Annotated in this window: 19 protein-coding genes; 6 read left to right on the top strand and 13 right to left on the bottom strand. The window is 45.0% G+C overall.

The annotated features are described in order from the left end of the window. The first annotated feature begins 24 nt into the window (after positions 1-24). Both PBAL39_RS17590 and PBAL39_RS17585 read left to right on the top strand, forming a co-directional pair. A complete protein-coding gene (locus tag PBAL39_RS17590; protein WP_008244026.1) occupies positions 25-1,329 on the top strand; it encodes an NAD(P)/FAD-dependent oxidoreductase in 1,305 nt (434 codons plus the stop codon). Further along, positions 1,307-2,218, top strand: a complete 912-nt coding sequence (locus PBAL39_RS17585) for a hydroxymethylglutaryl-CoA lyase (RefSeq protein WP_008244024.1) — start codon at positions 1,307-1,309, stop codon at positions 2,216-2,218. The genes PBAL39_RS17590 and PBAL39_RS17585 overlap by 23 nt, the downstream gene beginning before the upstream one ends. Here PBAL39_RS17585 and PBAL39_RS17580 read toward each other — a convergent pair. Next, on the bottom strand, positions 2,215-2,640 hold the full coding sequence (locus tag PBAL39_RS17580; protein WP_008244022.1) for a GNAT family N-acetyltransferase: 426 nt from the start codon (positions 2,638-2,640) through the stop codon (positions 2,215-2,217). The genes PBAL39_RS17585 and PBAL39_RS17580 overlap by 4 nt on opposite strands. A gap of 116 nt (positions 2,641-2,756) precedes the next feature. Then, the gene (gene fbaA / locus PBAL39_RS17575; RefSeq protein WP_008244020.1) at positions 2,757-3,836 is read right to left on the bottom strand and encodes a class II fructose-bisphosphate aldolase; all 1,080 of its coding nucleotides are present in this window, start codon (positions 3,834-3,836) and stop codon (positions 2,757-2,759) included. A 172-nt stretch (positions 3,837-4,008) separates the two neighbouring features. On the opposite strand from fbaA, the gene accD reads away from it, so the two are divergent. Further along, positions 4,009-4,854, top strand: a complete 846-nt coding sequence (gene accD / locus PBAL39_RS17570; protein WP_008244018.1) for an acetyl-CoA carboxylase, carboxyltransferase subunit beta — start codon at positions 4,009-4,011, stop codon at positions 4,852-4,854. 138 nt (positions 4,855-4,992) lie between these two features. Here accD and PBAL39_RS17565 read toward each other — a convergent pair whose 3' ends face one another. From PBAL39_RS17565 to glmM, 4 genes are all read right to left on the bottom strand, one after another. Further along, the gene (locus PBAL39_RS17565) at positions 4,993-7,287 is read right to left on the bottom strand and encodes a GH92 family glycosyl hydrolase (RefSeq protein ID WP_039867016.1); all 2,295 of its coding nucleotides are present in this window, start codon (positions 7,285-7,287) and stop codon (positions 4,993-4,995) included. 256 nt (positions 7,288-7,543) lie between these two features. Further along, on the bottom strand, positions 7,544-7,750 hold the full coding sequence (locus PBAL39_RS17560; RefSeq protein ID WP_008244014.1) for a hypothetical protein: 207 nt from the start codon (positions 7,748-7,750) through the stop codon (positions 7,544-7,546). A 66-nt stretch (positions 7,751-7,816) separates the two neighbouring features. Continuing rightward, the gene (locus PBAL39_RS17555) at positions 7,817-8,965 is read right to left on the bottom strand and encodes a cysteine desulfurase family protein (RefSeq protein ID WP_008244012.1); all 1,149 of its coding nucleotides are present in this window, start codon (positions 8,963-8,965) and stop codon (positions 7,817-7,819) included. A 6-nt stretch (positions 8,966-8,971) separates the two neighbouring features. Beyond that, positions 8,972-10,360 (bottom strand): phosphoglucosamine mutase, encoded by a 1,389-nt coding sequence (gene glmM, locus PBAL39_RS17550; RefSeq protein ID WP_008244009.1) that lies wholly within the window; start codon positions 10,358-10,360, stop codon positions 8,972-8,974. Positions 10,361-10,548: 188 nt separating this feature from the next. On the opposite strand from glmM, the gene PBAL39_RS17545 reads away from it, so the two are divergent. The 3 genes from PBAL39_RS17545 to PBAL39_RS17535 are packed head-to-tail and all read left to right on the top strand — an operon-like array spanning position 10,549 to position 12,574. Then, positions 10,549-11,280 (top strand): bifunctional 2-polyprenyl-6-hydroxyphenol methylase/3-demethylubiquinol 3-O-methyltransferase UbiG, encoded by a 732-nt coding sequence (locus PBAL39_RS17545; protein ID WP_008244007.1) that lies wholly within the window; start codon positions 10,549-10,551, stop codon positions 11,278-11,280. Continuing rightward, positions 11,277-11,843 (top strand): phosphatase PAP2 family protein, encoded by a 567-nt coding sequence (locus PBAL39_RS17540; protein ID WP_008244005.1) that lies wholly within the window; start codon positions 11,277-11,279, stop codon positions 11,841-11,843. The genes PBAL39_RS17545 and PBAL39_RS17540 overlap by 4 nt, the downstream gene beginning before the upstream one ends. Next, positions 11,843-12,574: a ZIP family metal transporter gene (locus PBAL39_RS17535; protein ID WP_008244004.1), complete on the top strand. Its 732-nt coding sequence runs from the start codon at positions 11,843-11,845 to the stop codon at positions 12,572-12,574. Before PBAL39_RS17540 ends, PBAL39_RS17535 begins: the two co-directional genes overlap by 1 nt. 4 nt (positions 12,575-12,578) lie before the next feature. On the opposite strand, the gene PBAL39_RS17530 is transcribed toward PBAL39_RS17535, so the two are convergent. From PBAL39_RS17530 to PBAL39_RS17505, 7 genes are all read right to left on the bottom strand, one after another. After that, positions 12,579-13,028 carry a MarR family winged helix-turn-helix transcriptional regulator gene (locus tag PBAL39_RS17530; RefSeq protein ID WP_008244003.1) on the bottom strand — a complete coding sequence of 150 codons (450 nt, stop codon included), beginning with the start codon at positions 13,026-13,028 and terminating at the stop codon, positions 12,579-12,581. Positions 13,029-13,040: 12 nt separating this feature from the next. Continuing rightward, the gene (locus PBAL39_RS25600) at positions 13,041-13,202 is read right to left on the bottom strand and encodes a DUF5522 domain-containing protein (RefSeq protein ID WP_008244002.1); all 162 of its coding nucleotides are present in this window, start codon (positions 13,200-13,202) and stop codon (positions 13,041-13,043) included. After that, positions 13,202-14,143: a hypothetical protein gene (locus PBAL39_RS17525; RefSeq protein WP_008244001.1), complete on the bottom strand. Its 942-nt coding sequence runs from the start codon at positions 14,141-14,143 to the stop codon at positions 13,202-13,204. The genes PBAL39_RS25600 and PBAL39_RS17525 overlap by 1 nt, the downstream gene beginning before the upstream one ends. Then, complete coding sequence (gene coaE / locus PBAL39_RS17520; protein WP_008244000.1) at positions 14,140-14,739, bottom strand: dephospho-CoA kinase; 600 nt, start codon at positions 14,737-14,739, stop codon at positions 14,140-14,142. Before coaE ends, PBAL39_RS17525 begins: the two co-directional genes overlap by 4 nt. Beyond that, positions 14,739-15,686 carry a YbbR-like domain-containing protein gene (locus PBAL39_RS17515; protein WP_008243999.1) on the bottom strand — a complete coding sequence of 316 codons (948 nt, stop codon included), beginning with the start codon at positions 15,684-15,686 and terminating at the stop codon, positions 14,739-14,741. The genes coaE and PBAL39_RS17515 overlap by 1 nt, the downstream gene beginning before the upstream one ends. An 86-nt stretch (positions 15,687-15,772) precedes the next feature. After that, the gene (yajC, locus tag PBAL39_RS17510; RefSeq protein WP_008243997.1) at positions 15,773-16,114 is read right to left on the bottom strand and encodes a preprotein translocase subunit YajC; all 342 of its coding nucleotides are present in this window, start codon (positions 16,112-16,114) and stop codon (positions 15,773-15,775) included. Between the two features lie 36 nt (positions 16,115-16,150). Beyond that, positions 16,151-16,597, bottom strand: a complete 447-nt coding sequence (locus tag PBAL39_RS17505; protein WP_008243995.1) for a DUF1573 domain-containing protein — start codon at positions 16,595-16,597, stop codon at positions 16,151-16,153. Between the last annotated feature and the right edge of the window lie 3 nt (positions 16,598-16,600).

Raw genomic sequence — 16,600 nt, 5'->3', positions numbered from 1 at the left:
TGTATATTTGAAAAACGAATAGTTATGGATCAAAACTTCCCGAAAGGTTCCAGAGCCAGAGTGATTATTGTAGGAGGCGGATTTGGTGGAATAGAGCTGGCAAAAAAACTCAGACATCAGGACATAGACGTCGTCATGGTAGACAAACACAACTACCACACATTCCAGCCCCTGCTCTACCAGGTGGCGACCGGCGGACTTGAGGCGGAATCCATCGCCTTTCCATTACGCAAGATTTTTAAAGGACAGCGGAACCTGACCTTCAGAGTCGCAGAGCTCCTTGCCGTGGACACCCAAAGAAACTGCATCCGTACCAGCATAGGAACAATGGAGTACGACCACCTTGTGCTGGCGACCGGTTCTACCAGCAATTTTTTCGGACAGCAGGAAATACAGGCCAACGCCATGCCGATGAAGTCGATTCCCGAGGCCCTGAACCTACGCAGCCTCTTTTTACAGAACCTGGAACTTGCACAGATCGAGGAAGATCCGCAGACGCTAAAGCAACTGCTCAACTTCGTGGTCGTGGGTGGTGGTCCAACCGGCGTAGAAACTGCAGGTGCAATCGCGGAGCTCAAAAAACACATCCTTAAAAATGACTATCCAGAGCTCAATATTGACCTTGTGAACATCTACCTGGTGGAGGGATCGCCGGAGGTGCTGGGCGTCATGTCCGATCAGGCCTCGAAGAAGGCGATGGACTTCCTGAAGGAACTTGGCGTGACTGTGATGACGAACACACGTGTGCTTGGCTATGACGGTAAGATCCTTAAACTGGGCGACAAAGCCGATATTCCTGCATCAAATGTGATTTGGTCTGCCGGCGTTAAGGGCGTCATTCCTGAGGGCATGGACCCTGCGGTAGTAGTCAGAGGCAACCGCTTAAAGGTAAATGAGATCAGCCGTGTAGATGGTTATCACAATATATACGCCATCGGCGATGTCTCTGCAATGATCACTGAAGAGTTTCCGAACGGACATCCCGGAGTAGCACCGACAGCCATTCAGCAGGGAAAACTGCTTGCAGAAAACCTGATGAAGATTATGGAAAACAAACCTACGGAGAATTTTAAATATCGCGATAAAGGATCTATGGCTACCGTTGGACGTAACCGCGCCGTAGTAGACCTCCATAAAATCAGATTTCAGGGCGTATTCGCGTGGTTTACCTGGATGTTTGTACATTTGATGACCCTGGTAGGATTCAGGAATAAACTGGTAGTGTTTGTCAACTGGGTATGGAGCTACTTCAGCTACGACCGCGGCACCCGTTTAATCATCCGCCCTTACGTTAAAGAAAAGTTAAATGAGCAACGCACCATCGAATAAGGTCAACCCTGGTTCTTCCGCAGAAAATCCTGCTGTTAAAATTATTGAATGCCCCCGTGATGCGATGCAGGGTATCCATAATTTTATTGATACCGACATTAAAGTCGCCTACCTCAACAAATTGCTGAAGGTAGGTTTTGACACCATTGACTTCGGCAGTTTTGTTTCGCCCAAGGCCATCCCTCAACTGCGTGACACTGCCGAGGTACTCTCCAAGCTCGAGCTCAACGATACCAGCAGTAAACTCCTGGCCATTGTAGCCAATTTAAAGGGTGTTCAGGAGGCGGCAACGCACCAGGAGATCACTTACCTAGGTTTTCCTTTCTCAATCTCTGAGACCTTCCAGCAACGCAATACAAACGCTTCAATAACACAGTCTTTTGATACCGTAAAGCAGATGCTGGAGATTTGTGACCGGGCAAACAAGGAAGCAGTAGTTTATCTGTCTATGGGATTCGGAAATCCCTATGGCGATGAGTGGAGCCCTGCTATTGTTACAGATTGGGCAGGAAAGCTAGTTGAAGCGGGTGTGACCATACTATCACTTTCTGACACGACCGGCGTTTCCAGTCCGGAGAAGATCAGGTCATTGGTACCAGTGTTATTTGAGGTCTTCAGGCATCATCCGCAAGTAGAAATCGGACTGCACCTGCACAGCACCCCCGAAACAAGACTGGAGAAGATTGACGCTGCCTACGAACTGGGCTGCAGGCGATTCGACAGTGCCATAAAGGGATATGGAGGTTGCCCTATGGCTGCCGATGACCTCACCGGCAACCTGGCCACCGAAGAGCTGATCCAGTATCTGAATGGTAAAGGAGCTGCAATGCAGCTCAACATCACGCGATGGCAGGAGGCCCTCGCCTACTCCTCAAGGGTATTCCTTTAAGCTTTTTTAACCATTTTGAAGTGCTGTATTCCGGCTTCTTCAAACTGCTCTCCTTCTGACTGAAAACCGAATTTAGCATATAATGGCATCGCATCCAGCTGCGCATTGAGGTAGATGTATTCCGCATCCGAAGGTAGGTCTGCAAGAGCTGCAGCCACCAGTGCCTGTCCGATACGCCTGCCACGAAATTCTTTTAGTACCGCGAAGCGTTCCAGTTTGTAACCGGCATCGGTCTTGCGCCACCTGCAGGCGCCACAAGGCTGGTTGTCCAGCGTAGCGAGGAAATGTGTAGATACCTCTTCATTTTCCCACTCCAGTTCTGGCGGGCAGTTTTGTTCTTCTACGAAGACGATCTTGCGAATGGCAAATGCGCGTTCCAGCTCTTCCTGGTCTGCAACTTTAATGACTTGTAATGTTTCCATAAGATTGATTGTACTTTTTATGATGCGAGATATTATTAAAGTTGTCTGACGTATAAGGTCATTAAACAAAAAAGCGCCGCAGGAAAGCCTGCGGCGCTCGTTAACCAAACAGGTTTTTATAATTTATCACTTGCGTTTCTGCAGTTCAGGTCTTCGAAAGCTTGTGTAAGACGTTTCACAAAAGCCTCTTCACCTTTACGCAACCATACGCGTGGATCATAGTATTTTTTATTTGGTTTGTCTTCGCCATCAGGGTTACCGATCTGCGCCTGAAGATAAGCCTCATTTCCTTGGTAATAACCCAGGATACCTTCCCAGAATGCCCATTGCATATCGGTATCGATATTCATTTTGATGGCACCATAAGAGATGGCTTCCCTGATTTCTTCCTGAGAAGAACCTGAACCACCGTGGAAAACAAAGTTAATTGGTTTCTCAGCAGTAAGGCTGTATTTTTCTTTGATGAAGTCCTGAGAGTTCTTCAAAATGATCGGCTGCAATTTTACGTTACCTGGTTTGTATACACCATGTACGTTACCAAAAGCAGCAGCAACAGTGAATTTATCACTGATTTTGCTCAGTTCTTCATAAGCGTAAGCTACTTCTGAAGGTTGAGTATATAGTTTAGAGCTGTCCACATCGCTGTTATCCACACCATCTTCTTCACCACCTGTAACACCAAGCTCGATTTCAATAGTCATGCCCATTTTAGACATGCGCTCCAGATATTTAGCAGAGATTTCCATGTTTTCCTCGATTGACTCTTCAGAAAGGTCAAGCATGTGTGAGGAGAACAGTGGTTTGCCATGCTCAGCAAAGAACTTCTCGCCATGATCCAACAAACCGTCGATCCATGGTAATAATTTTTTAGCGGCATGGTCAGTATGTAATACCACAGCAACACCGTAGTGTTCTGCCAGTAAATGAACGTGTTTAGCTGCAGAAACAGCACCTAACACACACGCATTCAAATTATCGTTGTTTAATGTTTTACCTGCATAAAACTGAGCGCCACCGTTTGATAACTGGATCATCACCGGAGAATTCACCGCCTTTGCAGTTTCCATTACTGCATTGATTGTGTTTGTACCAGTAACATTAACTGCCGGTAAAGCAAACTGATGTTTTTTCGCCTGCTCAAATAGTTCTTGAACGGCATCTCCGTAAATTACGCCTTTATAACCTTTTAAACTCATTTTTTATAATTTAATATATGCCGAAGTTATGAAAAATATCATGCCAACCAAATGCCCGCTATCATTATTTACACAAACCTTTATCATAATTCCGTTAAACTTATCCTAAAACAAGGGTAAACTGTTCAATATTTTTTTTGTTTCTTTGTACTCGCATTTTTCAACTAATAACATGGCTTGGTTCAAGAGAGAAAAAAAAGGTATCAGTACACTGACAGAAGAAAAAAAAGAAGCACCAGACGGGTTATGGAACAAGTGTCCTAATTGCAAGAAAGCCCTGCACAGCGCCGATCTGGTAGAGAATAAATACGTTTGCCAATACTGTGACTACCACTTGCGGGTAGGATCAAAAGAATATTTCCAGGTATTGTTCGACAATGATGAGTTTAAGGAGCTGTTTCCAAACCTGACCTCAGGAGACCCCCTGAAGTTCACTGATAACAAACCTTATACCGAACGTCTGGTAGAGAGCATGACAAAAACCGGATTAAAAGATGCCATCAGGGCTGCTCATGGTAAAATTGAAGGTCAGGATTTGGTGATCGCCTGTATGGACTTCAACTTCATTGGCGGATCAATGGGTTCTGTAGTAGGTGAAAAGATCGCAAGGTCTATCGATTACTGCATCAAAAATAAAATCCCCTTCCTGATGATCTCCAAATCCGGAGGTGCCAGGATGATGGAAGCCGCTTTCTCTTTAATGCAGATGGCCAAAACCTCGGCCAAACTGGCGTTATTAAGCCAGGCTAAGATTCCATACATCTCTTTGCTGACCGACCCTACTACGGGAGGTGTCACGGCTTCTTACGCGATGCTTGGCGATATTAATATTGCCGAGCCCGGTGCGCTGATCGGTTTTGCAGGCCCAAGGGTCATCAAGGAAACCATCAAAAAAGACCTTCCTAAAGGTTTCCAAACTGCGGAATTTGTTCAGGAACATGGTTTCTTAGACTTTATCGTAGACCGCAGGGCAATGAAGTCAAAACTGGCTTCCTTCCTACACATGCTGAAAAACTAAGGAATCAGATCCTTTAAGATTTTATATTTACAACAGAAAGGGCAGCTATACAGCTGCCCTTTCTGTTGTTGTGGTATTATCTTCATAAAAAAAGCGGAAGAGTTGCCCCTTCCGCTTTACTTTAGTTATTCAGGATTTCTATTTGTTCTTATCTGTAGAGAAAGAGTAAGGGAAATCTGTTTCATTTGTACCTCTTTGTTTATTAGGAGTAGCAGACATGTTAAAGTTCAGTACTGCTCCTTTGTTCAGCTCAGAGTGGCTCAACCAGTTTTTGGAGTACGCTTTTCCATTATATTTCAGGTCAGTAACATACCTGTTGCTGCTGCTGTTTTTAGCGGCGTCAATGGTTACGGTTTTACCATTTTCCAGGTTTAAAGTTACCTTTTTGAACAATGGTGCACCAAGTACATACTGATCTACGGCAGGTGTTACCGGGTAAAAGCCCATTGCCGAGAACACGTACCATGCAGAAGTCTGTCCGTTATCCTCATCTCCGCAATAACCATCAGGAGTAGCTTTATACATTCTGTCCATTGTTTCACGCACCCAGTATTGGGTTTTCCATGGAGCACCGGCATAGTTATACAGGTAAATCATATGCTGGATCGGCTGATTACCATGAGCATATTGACCCATATTGGCAATCTGCATTTCACGGATCTCATGGATCACACCACCATAGTAGCTGTCGTCAAAGATTGGAGGCATAGAGAATACCGAGTCCAGTTTAGTTACAAATTTTTCTTTACCCCCCATCAGTTTGGCCAGTCCGTCAATATCCTGGAATACAGACCATGAGTAATGCCAGCTGTTACCTTCAGTAAATGCATCACCCCATTTGAAGGGGTTAAATGGCGATTGGAATGAACCATCTTTGTTTTTACCCCTCATCAATCCGCTTGCCGGATCAAAAAGGTTTTTATAGTTCATGCTTCTTTTTGCATAGATGTCAATTTCAGACTTTGGTTTGTTCAGCGCCTTGCCCAACTGATAGATCGCAAAATCATCATAAGCATACTCCAATGTTCTCGCAGCGTTCTCATTGATTTTAACATCATAAGGAACATAACCAAGGTCATTGTAATATTTCACCCCAGCACGGCCCACCGCTTCCATGGGGCCTTCATTATTTGCACCGTGAGTCACGGCTTCCCAAAGTGTGTTGACATCATAACCACGCATCCCTTTGATGTAGGCATCAGCCACTACCGAGGCAGAGTTGTTGCCCACCATGATGTTCGCATAACCAGGACTCGACCATTCCGGCAGCCATCCACCTTCTTTGTAGTCATTGATCAGGCCTTCCTGCATTTCCTTGTTGATCGAAGGATACATCAGGTTTAAGAATGGATACAGCGCTCTGAAGGTATCCCAGAATCCTGTACCAGCAAACATGTAACCTGGCAATACTTTACCGTTGTAAGGGCTCCAGTGCATGATTTTGTTGTTCGCATCCAGCTCATACAATTTGTTCGGGAAGAACAGTGTACGGTAAAGGCTGGAGTAGAACGTGCGGGTCTGGTCGATGGTACCACCTTCTACAGAGATCCTGCTCAGTGTTTTGTTCCAAACCGCTTTACCTTTTGTTTTTGTGGCCTCAAATGTATCATTTGCCAATTCTCTCTTCAGGTTGATGTCGGCCTGCTCAAAGCTGATGAAGGAAGAAGCCACTTTCATGCTCACTTTTTCCCCTTTTGCAGTTTTGAAACCAACGATAGCACCGGAATGATCTGCTTCGATCTCCAGCACATCCTTCTGCAGGTCGCCACCTTTCCAGGTATTAGCGGAGGTAAAAGGCTTGTCAAAATAAGCAACAAAATAGTTTTTAAAGTTTTTAGGGAGTGGTCCACGTGCATATTTAGTACTGTAACCAATCACCTTTTGCTCCTTAGGGAAGATTTTGATGTAAGAACCTTTGTCAAAAGCATCCAGGACCACAAATGAGCTGTCAGATTTAGGGAAGGTAAACCTGAACTGTGCTGCGCGTTCTGTAGGTGTAATTTCTGTAGTTACGTCCGCATCAGCAAGATATACACTATAGTAATATGGTTTTACCACCTCCGCTTTGTGGGAGAACCAGCTTGCGCGCTCATCCTGTTTAAATTTCTTTTTACCAGTTACCGGCATTACAGCAAACTGACCATAGTCGTTCATCCATGGAGAAGGCTGGTGCGTTTGTTTAAATCCGCGGATTTTGTCGGCATCATAGGTATAAGCCCATCCGTCCCCCATTTTACCGGTCTGCGGCGTCCAGAAGTTCATTCCCCAAGGCAAAGCAATGGTGGGATAAGTATTTCCATTAGACATGTCAGGCTTGCTGGCCGTCCCCATCAATGGGTTGATCCATTCTACCGGGTCGGTCACCTTACCAACAGTCTGTGCGATTGCTGCTGAGGAACCTGCAATTAAAATTGCTGTTAGGAATCGTTTCATCATAATGATTCGTGGATAATTTTAAGTTTATGGTTTTAAATGTGTATTTAAGGTTCTGGCTAAGCTGTTTCCGCATAAATATCCAGCTTTATTTGCTTTTAAAGCAGATAAACTGCAAATCATGCATTTGTTATTTGGTTAAAAACGATTTAGCACCGACTAATGTAATAGAATTCCGGCACATAAATAAACAAAAAGCGCAACATTTTAGTTAAATGTTGCGCTTTGCGGTTTCATTGAAATGAAAAAAATGGTGTTACTCACTGCCAGGCATTGTCCCAGGTTCATGATTGGCTCCCAGCGGTTTATTCCTGCGAGCGGGCCGTGATGAAAAATCTGTTCTGTCAAATGCAGCAGCGGAAGAAGTTTGTCCGCTGTTCAACTGTTCATCGTCGATTTCTTTTTCTTTATACACCGTTTTCTTTGGTGTTTCCTTGGTGTTGTTCTTTTCTGAAGTATTCATAATGCTGTCGTTTAAGTAAGAAATATGATGTTACTTATAAAAACAACAACCCAATTATGAAATTGTTTAGGCCGGCACGTTCTGGCTTACGATCTGCTTCACTTTTTCCACCACAATGTCCAGTTCCTCTTTCGTATTGTATTTGCTGAAAGAGAACCTTACGGAAGGCCTGTTTGGATCCGCATTGATCCCCGTCAGCACATGAGAGCCGATGTTGGAGCCTGATGAACAAGCGCTGCCACCCGAAGCGGAAATGCCGTTGATATCCAGGTTGAACAACAACATGTCAGCCATATCCATCGCCGGGAAAGAAACATTAAGTACAGTATACAAACTTTTGTCGGCCTCAGTTTCACCATTGAAGAACACGTCAGGAATCTCATTCTGCAGTCGGTCTTTCAGGTAATCCTTCAGCTGCTGAATGTAGCCCTGGTGCTCCGCCATATCGCGGTAAGCAATTTCCATCGCCTTGGCGAGACCTACGATCCCATAAACGTTTTCAGTACCACCACGCATGTTACGCTCCTGGGCACCTCCATAAATCATCGGACCTATTTTGATGTTATGGTTAACAAAAATGAACCCTACCCCTTTCGGGCCGTGCAATTTGTGTGCAGCACAAACGATAAAATGGGCCTTCAGCTTACGTACATCATGTACATAATGTCCCATTGTCTGTACCGTATCACTGTGATAAATCGCATCATATTGCTCACATAAATCACCAATACGCTCCATATCTGAAAGCGTTCCCAGTTCATTGTTCGCATGCATCAATGAGACAAATGAGCGCTCATTGTTTTTCAGCAGCTCCTCAAGGTGTGCATAATCTATTGTTCCTTTTTCATCTACATTGACAAAGCTCAGTTTATCAATGACGCCCTGTTCCAGCATTTTCTTCAACGTATGCTCTACCGCATGGTGTTCAATAGAAGAAGTGATGGCATGTTTGATATTATAGGCAGCGATACCGCAACGGATCGCTGTATTGTCGGCCTCAGTACCCCCTGAGGTAAAAAAGATCTCTGCTGGAGTTGCATTGAGCAGTCCGGCAACAGTTTTTCTTGCTTTTTCCACCAGTGTACGCACCTCGCGTCCCTGAGCATGTATCGCAGAAGGGTTGCCGTAATAAGTACTCATTACGTTCACCATTTCGCTGATCACATCTGCATCAAGCGGCGTGGTTGCAGCATTATCCAAATAGATTCTGTTCATTATGGATTAGTTGAGTTTTAAAATTTCTTTGATGTCTGATATAATTTTTGATGCCAGGTTTTCCGCTACAGTTTCGCTTTCAGCCTCACTGTAGATGCGGATGATAGGCTCAGTATTCGAACGGCGCAGGTGCACCCATTCCTTATCAAACTCGATTTTCAGTCCGTCAATCGTGCTATGAGGTTGGTTTTTATACTTTTCTTCCACCTTTAAGAGGAGGGCATCAATGTCCATCTCGGGCGTCAGTGTAATCTTGTTTTTAGAGATGTAATAAGAAGGATAGCTACTTCTCAGCAAAGAGATCGATTTACCGAACTTCGCCAGGTGCGTCAGGAACAAAGCAATCCCAACCAGTGCATCCCTTCCGTAGTGCAGTTCAGGATAGATGATCCCGCCATTTCCTTCACCACCGATGACCGCATTTACGGCTTTCATCTGGTTGACGACATTGACCTCACCAACTGCCGAAGCGTGGTATTCCCCGCCGGAGCGCTCAGTCACATCACGAAGTGCACGCGTAGAAGAAAGGTTAGAAACCGTATTTCCAGGATTATTCTTAAGAATGTAGTCGGCCACAGCCACAAGTGTATATTCTTCGCCGAACATGCTTCCATCTTCGCAGACAAAGCACAGGCGGTCTACATCAGGATCCACGACAATACCCAGGTCTGCCGCTTTTTCCTTTACCACTTTGGAGATCTCCGTAAGGTTCTCCGGAAGCGGTTCCGGGTTATGCGGAAAATGACCATCCGGAGTGCAATACAGTTCATGGATGGTTTCCACGCCGAGTGCTCTGAGGAGGGCAGGCACGAAAATACCACCCGTAGAATTAACACAGTCGATGGCCACCTTAAAGTTGGCCGCTTTAATGGCAGCCACGTCTACCAGCGGTAATGCGAGAATAACGTCTATATGTTTCTGCAGGTAGCTGTTATCTTCCAGTACTTTTCCAAGATGATCCACTTCCGCAAAAGCAAATTCAGCATTTTCGGCAATATCAAGCACTTCCTTACCATCTGCATCACTGATAAACTCCCCTTTTTCATTCAAAAGTTTCAGGGCATTCCACTGTTTAGGATTATGGCTTGCCGTCAAGATGATGCCCCCACCCGCTTGTTCAGCAGGGACAGCGATCTCTACCGTGGGCGTAGTGGAAAGACCTAGGTCCAGCACCTCTATCCCCAGTCCCTGCAGCGTACCGATCACCAGACGGTTGACCATCTCTCCGGAGATGCGCGCATCGCGTCCGACGATAATTTTCCTGATGTTTGTTTTGTTGATGACCCAGGAGCCGTAGGCTGCTGTAAATTTAACGATGTCGATAGGCGTTAATCCATTGCCGGCAATTCCGCCGATGGTGCCCCGAATACCAGAGATAGATTTTATAAGTGTCAATTTATTCCTTGTTTTTTTCCAAAAATAGCAAAAAATCAGGAAATAACGTTGATTTTAAAACGTTCAGATGGTAAAATTACCATCATTAAATGTACTTCAAAAGTATGTGCACAAGTTAAAAAATCCGCAAAGTTGCATTTGAAAATACTATCTTTGTCGCTTCAAACACATCAAAACATCTTTGTGCTATGCAGCGTAAATGGTTCCAATATTGGTTTAATTCGCCCTATTACCATATTTTATACAGTCAGCGTAACGATGCTGAAGCCGAGTTTTTAATCGACAACCTCTCAGCCTACCTAAAGCCAGCTGCAGATGCGCGGATCCTTGACATTGCCTGTGGCAGGGGCCGTCATTCCATCTACCTGAACAAAAAGGGATACGATGTAACCGGCATCGACCTTTCTGAACAGAACATTAAATATGCACAGCAGTTTGAAAAGAAAAATCTGCACTTCTTTGTGCACGACATGCGCAAGCTTTCTTTCATTAACTATTTTGATTTCGCGATGAACCTGTTCACCAGCTTCGGTTATTTTGACACCGAGAAGGAACATGTGAACGCGCTGAAGGCTTTCAGAAAAGGATTAAAGGCCGATGGACATCTGGTGATCGACTACTTCAACACCCAGAAAATCGTTAAAAACCTGACCCATCAGGAAACAAAGGATGTGGAAGGCATTGAATTCCACCTGAAAAAGTTTGTTTCAGATGGTAAAATCATTAAACACATCAACTTCGAACACCGCAATAAAAGCTTTGCTTTTGAAGAAAAAGTGCAGGCATTTACGCTCAGCGATTTTGAGCGGATGTTTGAGAGCAGCGGACTGAAGATCGACGCGACTTTCGGCAGCTACGGACTGGAGCCATTCGATGAGAACAAGTCCGAGAGGCTGATTTTAATCTGTAAAAAAGCATGATCGAAAGCCTGCAGCAATTTGACGTCGACTTGTTCCTGAAGATTAACCGGGGACTGGCGAATCCATTTTTCGACTGGTTGCTGCCGCTGATGCGTAACCGTTACTTCTGGTCGCCGCTCTATCTCTTCATCATCATTTTCTGTCTTAGGGAGTATAAAAAAAACGGCTGGTACATCATCGGCGGACTATTGCTGACGGTAGCCCTGGGCGACCGTATTGCATCGGGCCTGATCAAACCTGCTGTTGCACGTTTAAGGCCCTGCAATGACATCACCTTGGCCAACGACATCATGAGCAGGGTGCATTGCGGCTCGGGGTTCAGCTTTCCATCAGCCCATGCGACAAATCATTTTGCCATTGCTGTATTTCTCATTTTTGTGTTCTACGGGCGCTGGAAGCCCATCTTACCCATCGGGCTTTTCTGGGCATTCCTCATTTCCTTCTCGCAGATTTATGTTGGCGTCCATTACCCGATAGACACCATGGCTGGTGCCCTGCTTGGCAGCACCATCGGCTTCGCCGTTGCCTTACTTTATAAAAAACTACAACCACAACAATTATAATGGATATCTGGAAATTGCTCGTTTTGTTCTTTAGCGCCTTCCTGGGTGGTTCCGCCATTTTCCTGGTGAGAAGTGACAAGTCTCAATTGCTAAAACTGATCCTTTCCTTCAGCGGTGCTTATCTTTTTGCCATCACCGTGCTGCACCTCATTCCCGATGCATATAGCGGAGAAGACCATGCGGAGATTGGCATCTTCATTCTGATTGGTTTTCTGCTCCAGATCTTCCTTGAACAGTTCTCTGAGGGTGTTGAACACGGACATATCCACAAACATGGCGATAGCAAAGCTTTTCCTTTCGGCATCATGATCAGCCTGTGCCTTCATGCTTTCCTGGAAGGCATGCCACTGGCCAAAGATCCCCATAATGCATTGATTTTTGGAATCTCACTGCACCACATCCCTGCGGCTTTCGCCCTGGCAAGCATCCTGATGCAGAGCCACTTCAACAGAAATAGCATCATCTTTTACATCAGTATTTTCGCCATCATGGCACCACTTGGATTTTATGTTAGCTATGGACTGAGCACCGGCAGTATCGGTGGTGTGGAAGCATATTTTAATAAGATCATGGGTATTGTGATCGGGATCTTCCTGCACATCTCTACGACCATTCTCTTCGAGTCCAGTGTGGACCACAAGGTGAGCAGGAAAAAGATGATTGCCGTATTGTGCGGTGTGTCGATTGCCCTGATCGGTTATTTCACCGCAGGCGGAGGGCATCACCACTAGGGGCCTACCCCCTCATTTTATCCAGCAGTTCATTCAGCTGCAGCGCTTCTTCGGCGGAAAGATTAGAGGAGACAATTGCGGAGATGCTGACCTCCTTATCCATCTTCTTTAGCAGATCGAGGCCTTTCTTGCTAATAAGAATGTCTACTGCACGTTTATCTGTAGGGTTGATCTCTTTCAAGACCAGTTCCTTTTGCACCAGGCGTTCCACGATTCTGGAAGCATCGCACATCTTATCCAGCATCCTGGATTTCAACAGGTTGATGGTAGAAGGCTGGGGATGCTGTCCACGCAGGATCCTCAATATATTAAATTGCTGAGTGGTGATATCGTACGGAAGCACCACTTGTTTCATCTGATCGTTACACCAGCCATAGGTGAACAATACGTTCACAATGGCCTGCTGATGAACACTCTCAAAACGTGATGTTTTAGTTTCTTTCGCTAACTGCATCTTATCAATTCTTTATATCCCTTTTTTATCAGCCGGTTTAGGTTTCTTTTTTCCGAACCCCCAGGGGCAATGCCTGCATTTATTTTTGCAGCAATATCCCCTTTTCCGATGATAAGCTTCGGTAAAGACCATCAATCCATCTTCATTCAGATAGTAGTCTGTACCTTCTTCCATCAATTAAGCAATTTAACGACCAAACTTTTCTCATAATGGCTTTTCAGCTGCAAACCATTGCCGTGATTCGTCCAGATCTCTGTCGGTTGAACTTTTTCGATCGTGTACAGGATATCATTCCAGTCCGCGTGATCCGAGACATACAACTGGAGTTCATTGTTGTTCTGAAGGTGTTTCCAGCCAGTAGCGAACACCCTGACTACATTAATGGCCCTGAAATAACTACCATAAACCATCGGGGGAACCATATAAACCATATTGCTCTGGTTCTGCTTCATCACCTTGCGGTCATAGACCTCGTACTTACCCAGGTTTACCCCTTCCTGTTCGTAAATCTTCACGAAGGGCATCATGCTGTGGTGCAGAAGTATCCTTTTTTCCGGACAATAAGCATTGATGAGCTGGATCAGGCGCTGACTTTTACCCAATGCATAAGCACCGAGCATGATGTTACTCTGTGTGGAATTCAATTTTAGTATTTCCGTTTCAGCGACAGGATGTTGCGTAGCAGGATCAGCAAAGGTGGTCTCTGTAATGAAGACATCGGCCTGCACAAACTCAATTGGTTCGCAGGTTGCATCAGGCTGCAGTTTATAGTCGCCGCTATAAAGATACCTTACCTGCTGATATTCCATGAGTACCATTGCCGAGCCAAGAATGTGTCCGGCGGGAATGAAGGTGACCTTCACCCCGTTCACATCAAACACCTCATGAAAAGTTTTCAAATGAAAATCTACCGCTGCAAACTTTTTATAACGATGCAGCATAAACAGCGAAGTAGCACGTGTACAATATACGTTTTGATTGCCGCTGATGGCATGATCGCCATGTGCGTGGGAGATCACAGCATTTTTGACCCCTTCTTTAGGGTCCAGGTAAAAGTCACCATACCTGCAAAACAGTCCGGTTTTGTTAATTACGATAAAATCTTCTAAGATCATGAAGGAAGGGTATTTAAAAATTGGTGGTGCAGCTGCAACACCTGGGTAATCAACGAATCAGTTTCGTTGTTGAGGATCGTAAAGTCGGCCATCTTCAGCTTTTCTTCATCAGACAGCTGTTTGTCCATGCGGGCCTTCACCTGTTCTTCCGTAACCTGATCCCTGTTCATCACGCGCTGGATCCTCGTTTCCATGGGCGCCAGCACGAGCAGGCTTTGGTCACATGTTTTGTAGGAGCCACTTTCAAAAAGCAGAGCAGCCTCCTTCAGGATATAAGGAGTGTGTTGTGGTAACTGGGCCAGCCAATGGTCAAAGGCACGAAATGTTGCCGGATGCACAAGCGCATTCAGCTTCGCCAGCTGTTCCTGGTCGTTAAAGACGATGCCTGCAATGTATTTATTCTGAAGCTTTCCATCGGCATCATAGCTTTCTTCGCCAAAAGTTTCTTTTATCCCGGCAACAAGGACCGGATCTTTCACCATGATTTCTTTGGCCACGGTATCCGCATAAAACACCGGCACACCAAGGGTTTCAAACACCTTACATATGATGGTCTTGCCACTTCCTATACCTCCGGTTATGCCTATTTTTAACATTACTTTTCGATAATAAAATCCACTTTTTCAGGTTTGATCTCTACAATTTTACAGTAATCAGGAAAACGGTTGAGGGTAACGCTGAGTCGCTGGTGCTGGTATACTTTCCATTCGTTAACGTCCACCACCGCATCTATGAACTCTTCATTTACCTCTGCATACTTCGACAAGGCCACCTGCAGGATCACCTTTACCTTTTTGGGGTAAAGTTTAATGTTGTAATATTCCTTGTTGTTGATGATTTTCAGGGGTACTTCGATCACTTTTTCTGTGAACTCATCTACAGGCAGTTTCACCTCAACGCTGGAGGGAAAGATGTTTACATTTTTCATCTGCATGCGTTCCATGGACACCCTTGTAGTGGTTGTAGCCTGTATGTCTTTGAGGTTGAGGGTATCAGTGCTCCATTCTTTGATTTTCTGAATCTCCCGTTCAGGGCCCGATATCGTCACATAAGTGGGATTAAGCTGAACCTCATCATAAAGACCATATTGCCTGGCAAAATTCAGGTTGGAACGCAACTTCACCGGCACACGTTTCACCCGTCTTTCTGAGAAATCGAAATACAGCGTATCCGGTTTTACGGAGATGATCTTCTGTGAAGTTTCCAGCTGCCTGTTTACATTGTAGAGTTGTTCTGAGAACAGCACAAAATTCCTGTTGTTCAGCTTTTCCAGACTGATGGCGATCGATTGCGGGTTGATGCGCAGGCGTGCGAAGAGCAATTGCCAGCCGGTACCTTCCACTTGCAGGTCTACCGTATCCGACTGCAGCGGATGGAATGCTTTCTTTTGGGGGAAGTTCTGGTAGTCAAGTACCGTCTTCGCTGTATATACATATTTGTTGTTCAATGCCATAAATAACCAGGCGCCGACTGCGATGACAAAGCAGGTCAGCAGCACCAGAAAACGCTTTCGTTCTATTTTAGTGAGTTTGATTATTGGCATGGCGCGATCAGATCAACAAATTAACGTATTTAAATGCAAAAGCCGCACCAAACAAGGATGCGGCTTTAGTATAAATGAGCTTAAGCTTACGCTTTTGTGGTTTCAGTTTTAGCCGCTTCCACTTTTGGCGCCGCCGCTTTGGTCGCTTCAAGAGAGATGGCAGTTTTATCAAAACGGATTTTGGTACCACCCTCCACTTCAATCAGAAATGTAGTTTCATTCATATCTACAATTCTGCCATGAATACCAGCGGTAGTAACGATCTTATCTCCTTTTTTCAGGTCTTCAACCAGTTTCTTGTGGTCTTTGGCTTTTTTTACCTGAGGTCTGATCATGAAGAAATAGAATACGACCATGATCAAGACCATTGGGATCAGGGTACTCACCATGCTGCCGCCTCCGGCTTGTAAAATTACTGTTGATATCATATTGTTGTTTATAAAATAATGTTTAATGTTGGATGATTAGTCAACCTCTCCGGTAAGGTGCAGTTCCGATACTGCCGGACTTGCATTGGAGGTAACGGTAATGACTTTATCCTGTACACCAGACTTACCGGCGCTATTGAATACCACTTTGATCTCTCCTTCTGCACCTGGTTTAATTGGATCTTTAGGGATCTCCGGAATCGTACATCCACAGGTCGCTGTTGCATTGGTAATGATTAATGGACTCTTTCCGGTGTTGGTAAACTTATAGGCATAAGTAACTTTCTCGCCTTGTTTAATTTTACCAAAATTATGCTCGTCACTACCGAAGCTGATCACTGCTGCATCTGCAGAAGCTGCAGGCGCAAGCGCGGAGCTGTCAGTGGTGGTGCTGTCAGAAGCTGACAATGTTGTTTTTGCAGTATTTTGCTGACAAGCAGCAAAGGAAACTACGGCAACTGCCAATAAAAGGATTTTTTTCATACT

The sequence above is a fragment of the Pedobacter sp. BAL39 genome, assembly GCF_000170795.1.
Classification (GTDB): domain Bacteria; phylum Bacteroidota; class Bacteroidia; order Sphingobacteriales; family Sphingobacteriaceae; genus Pedobacter.
This window is presented reverse-complemented; position numbering and strand designations above follow the sequence as displayed.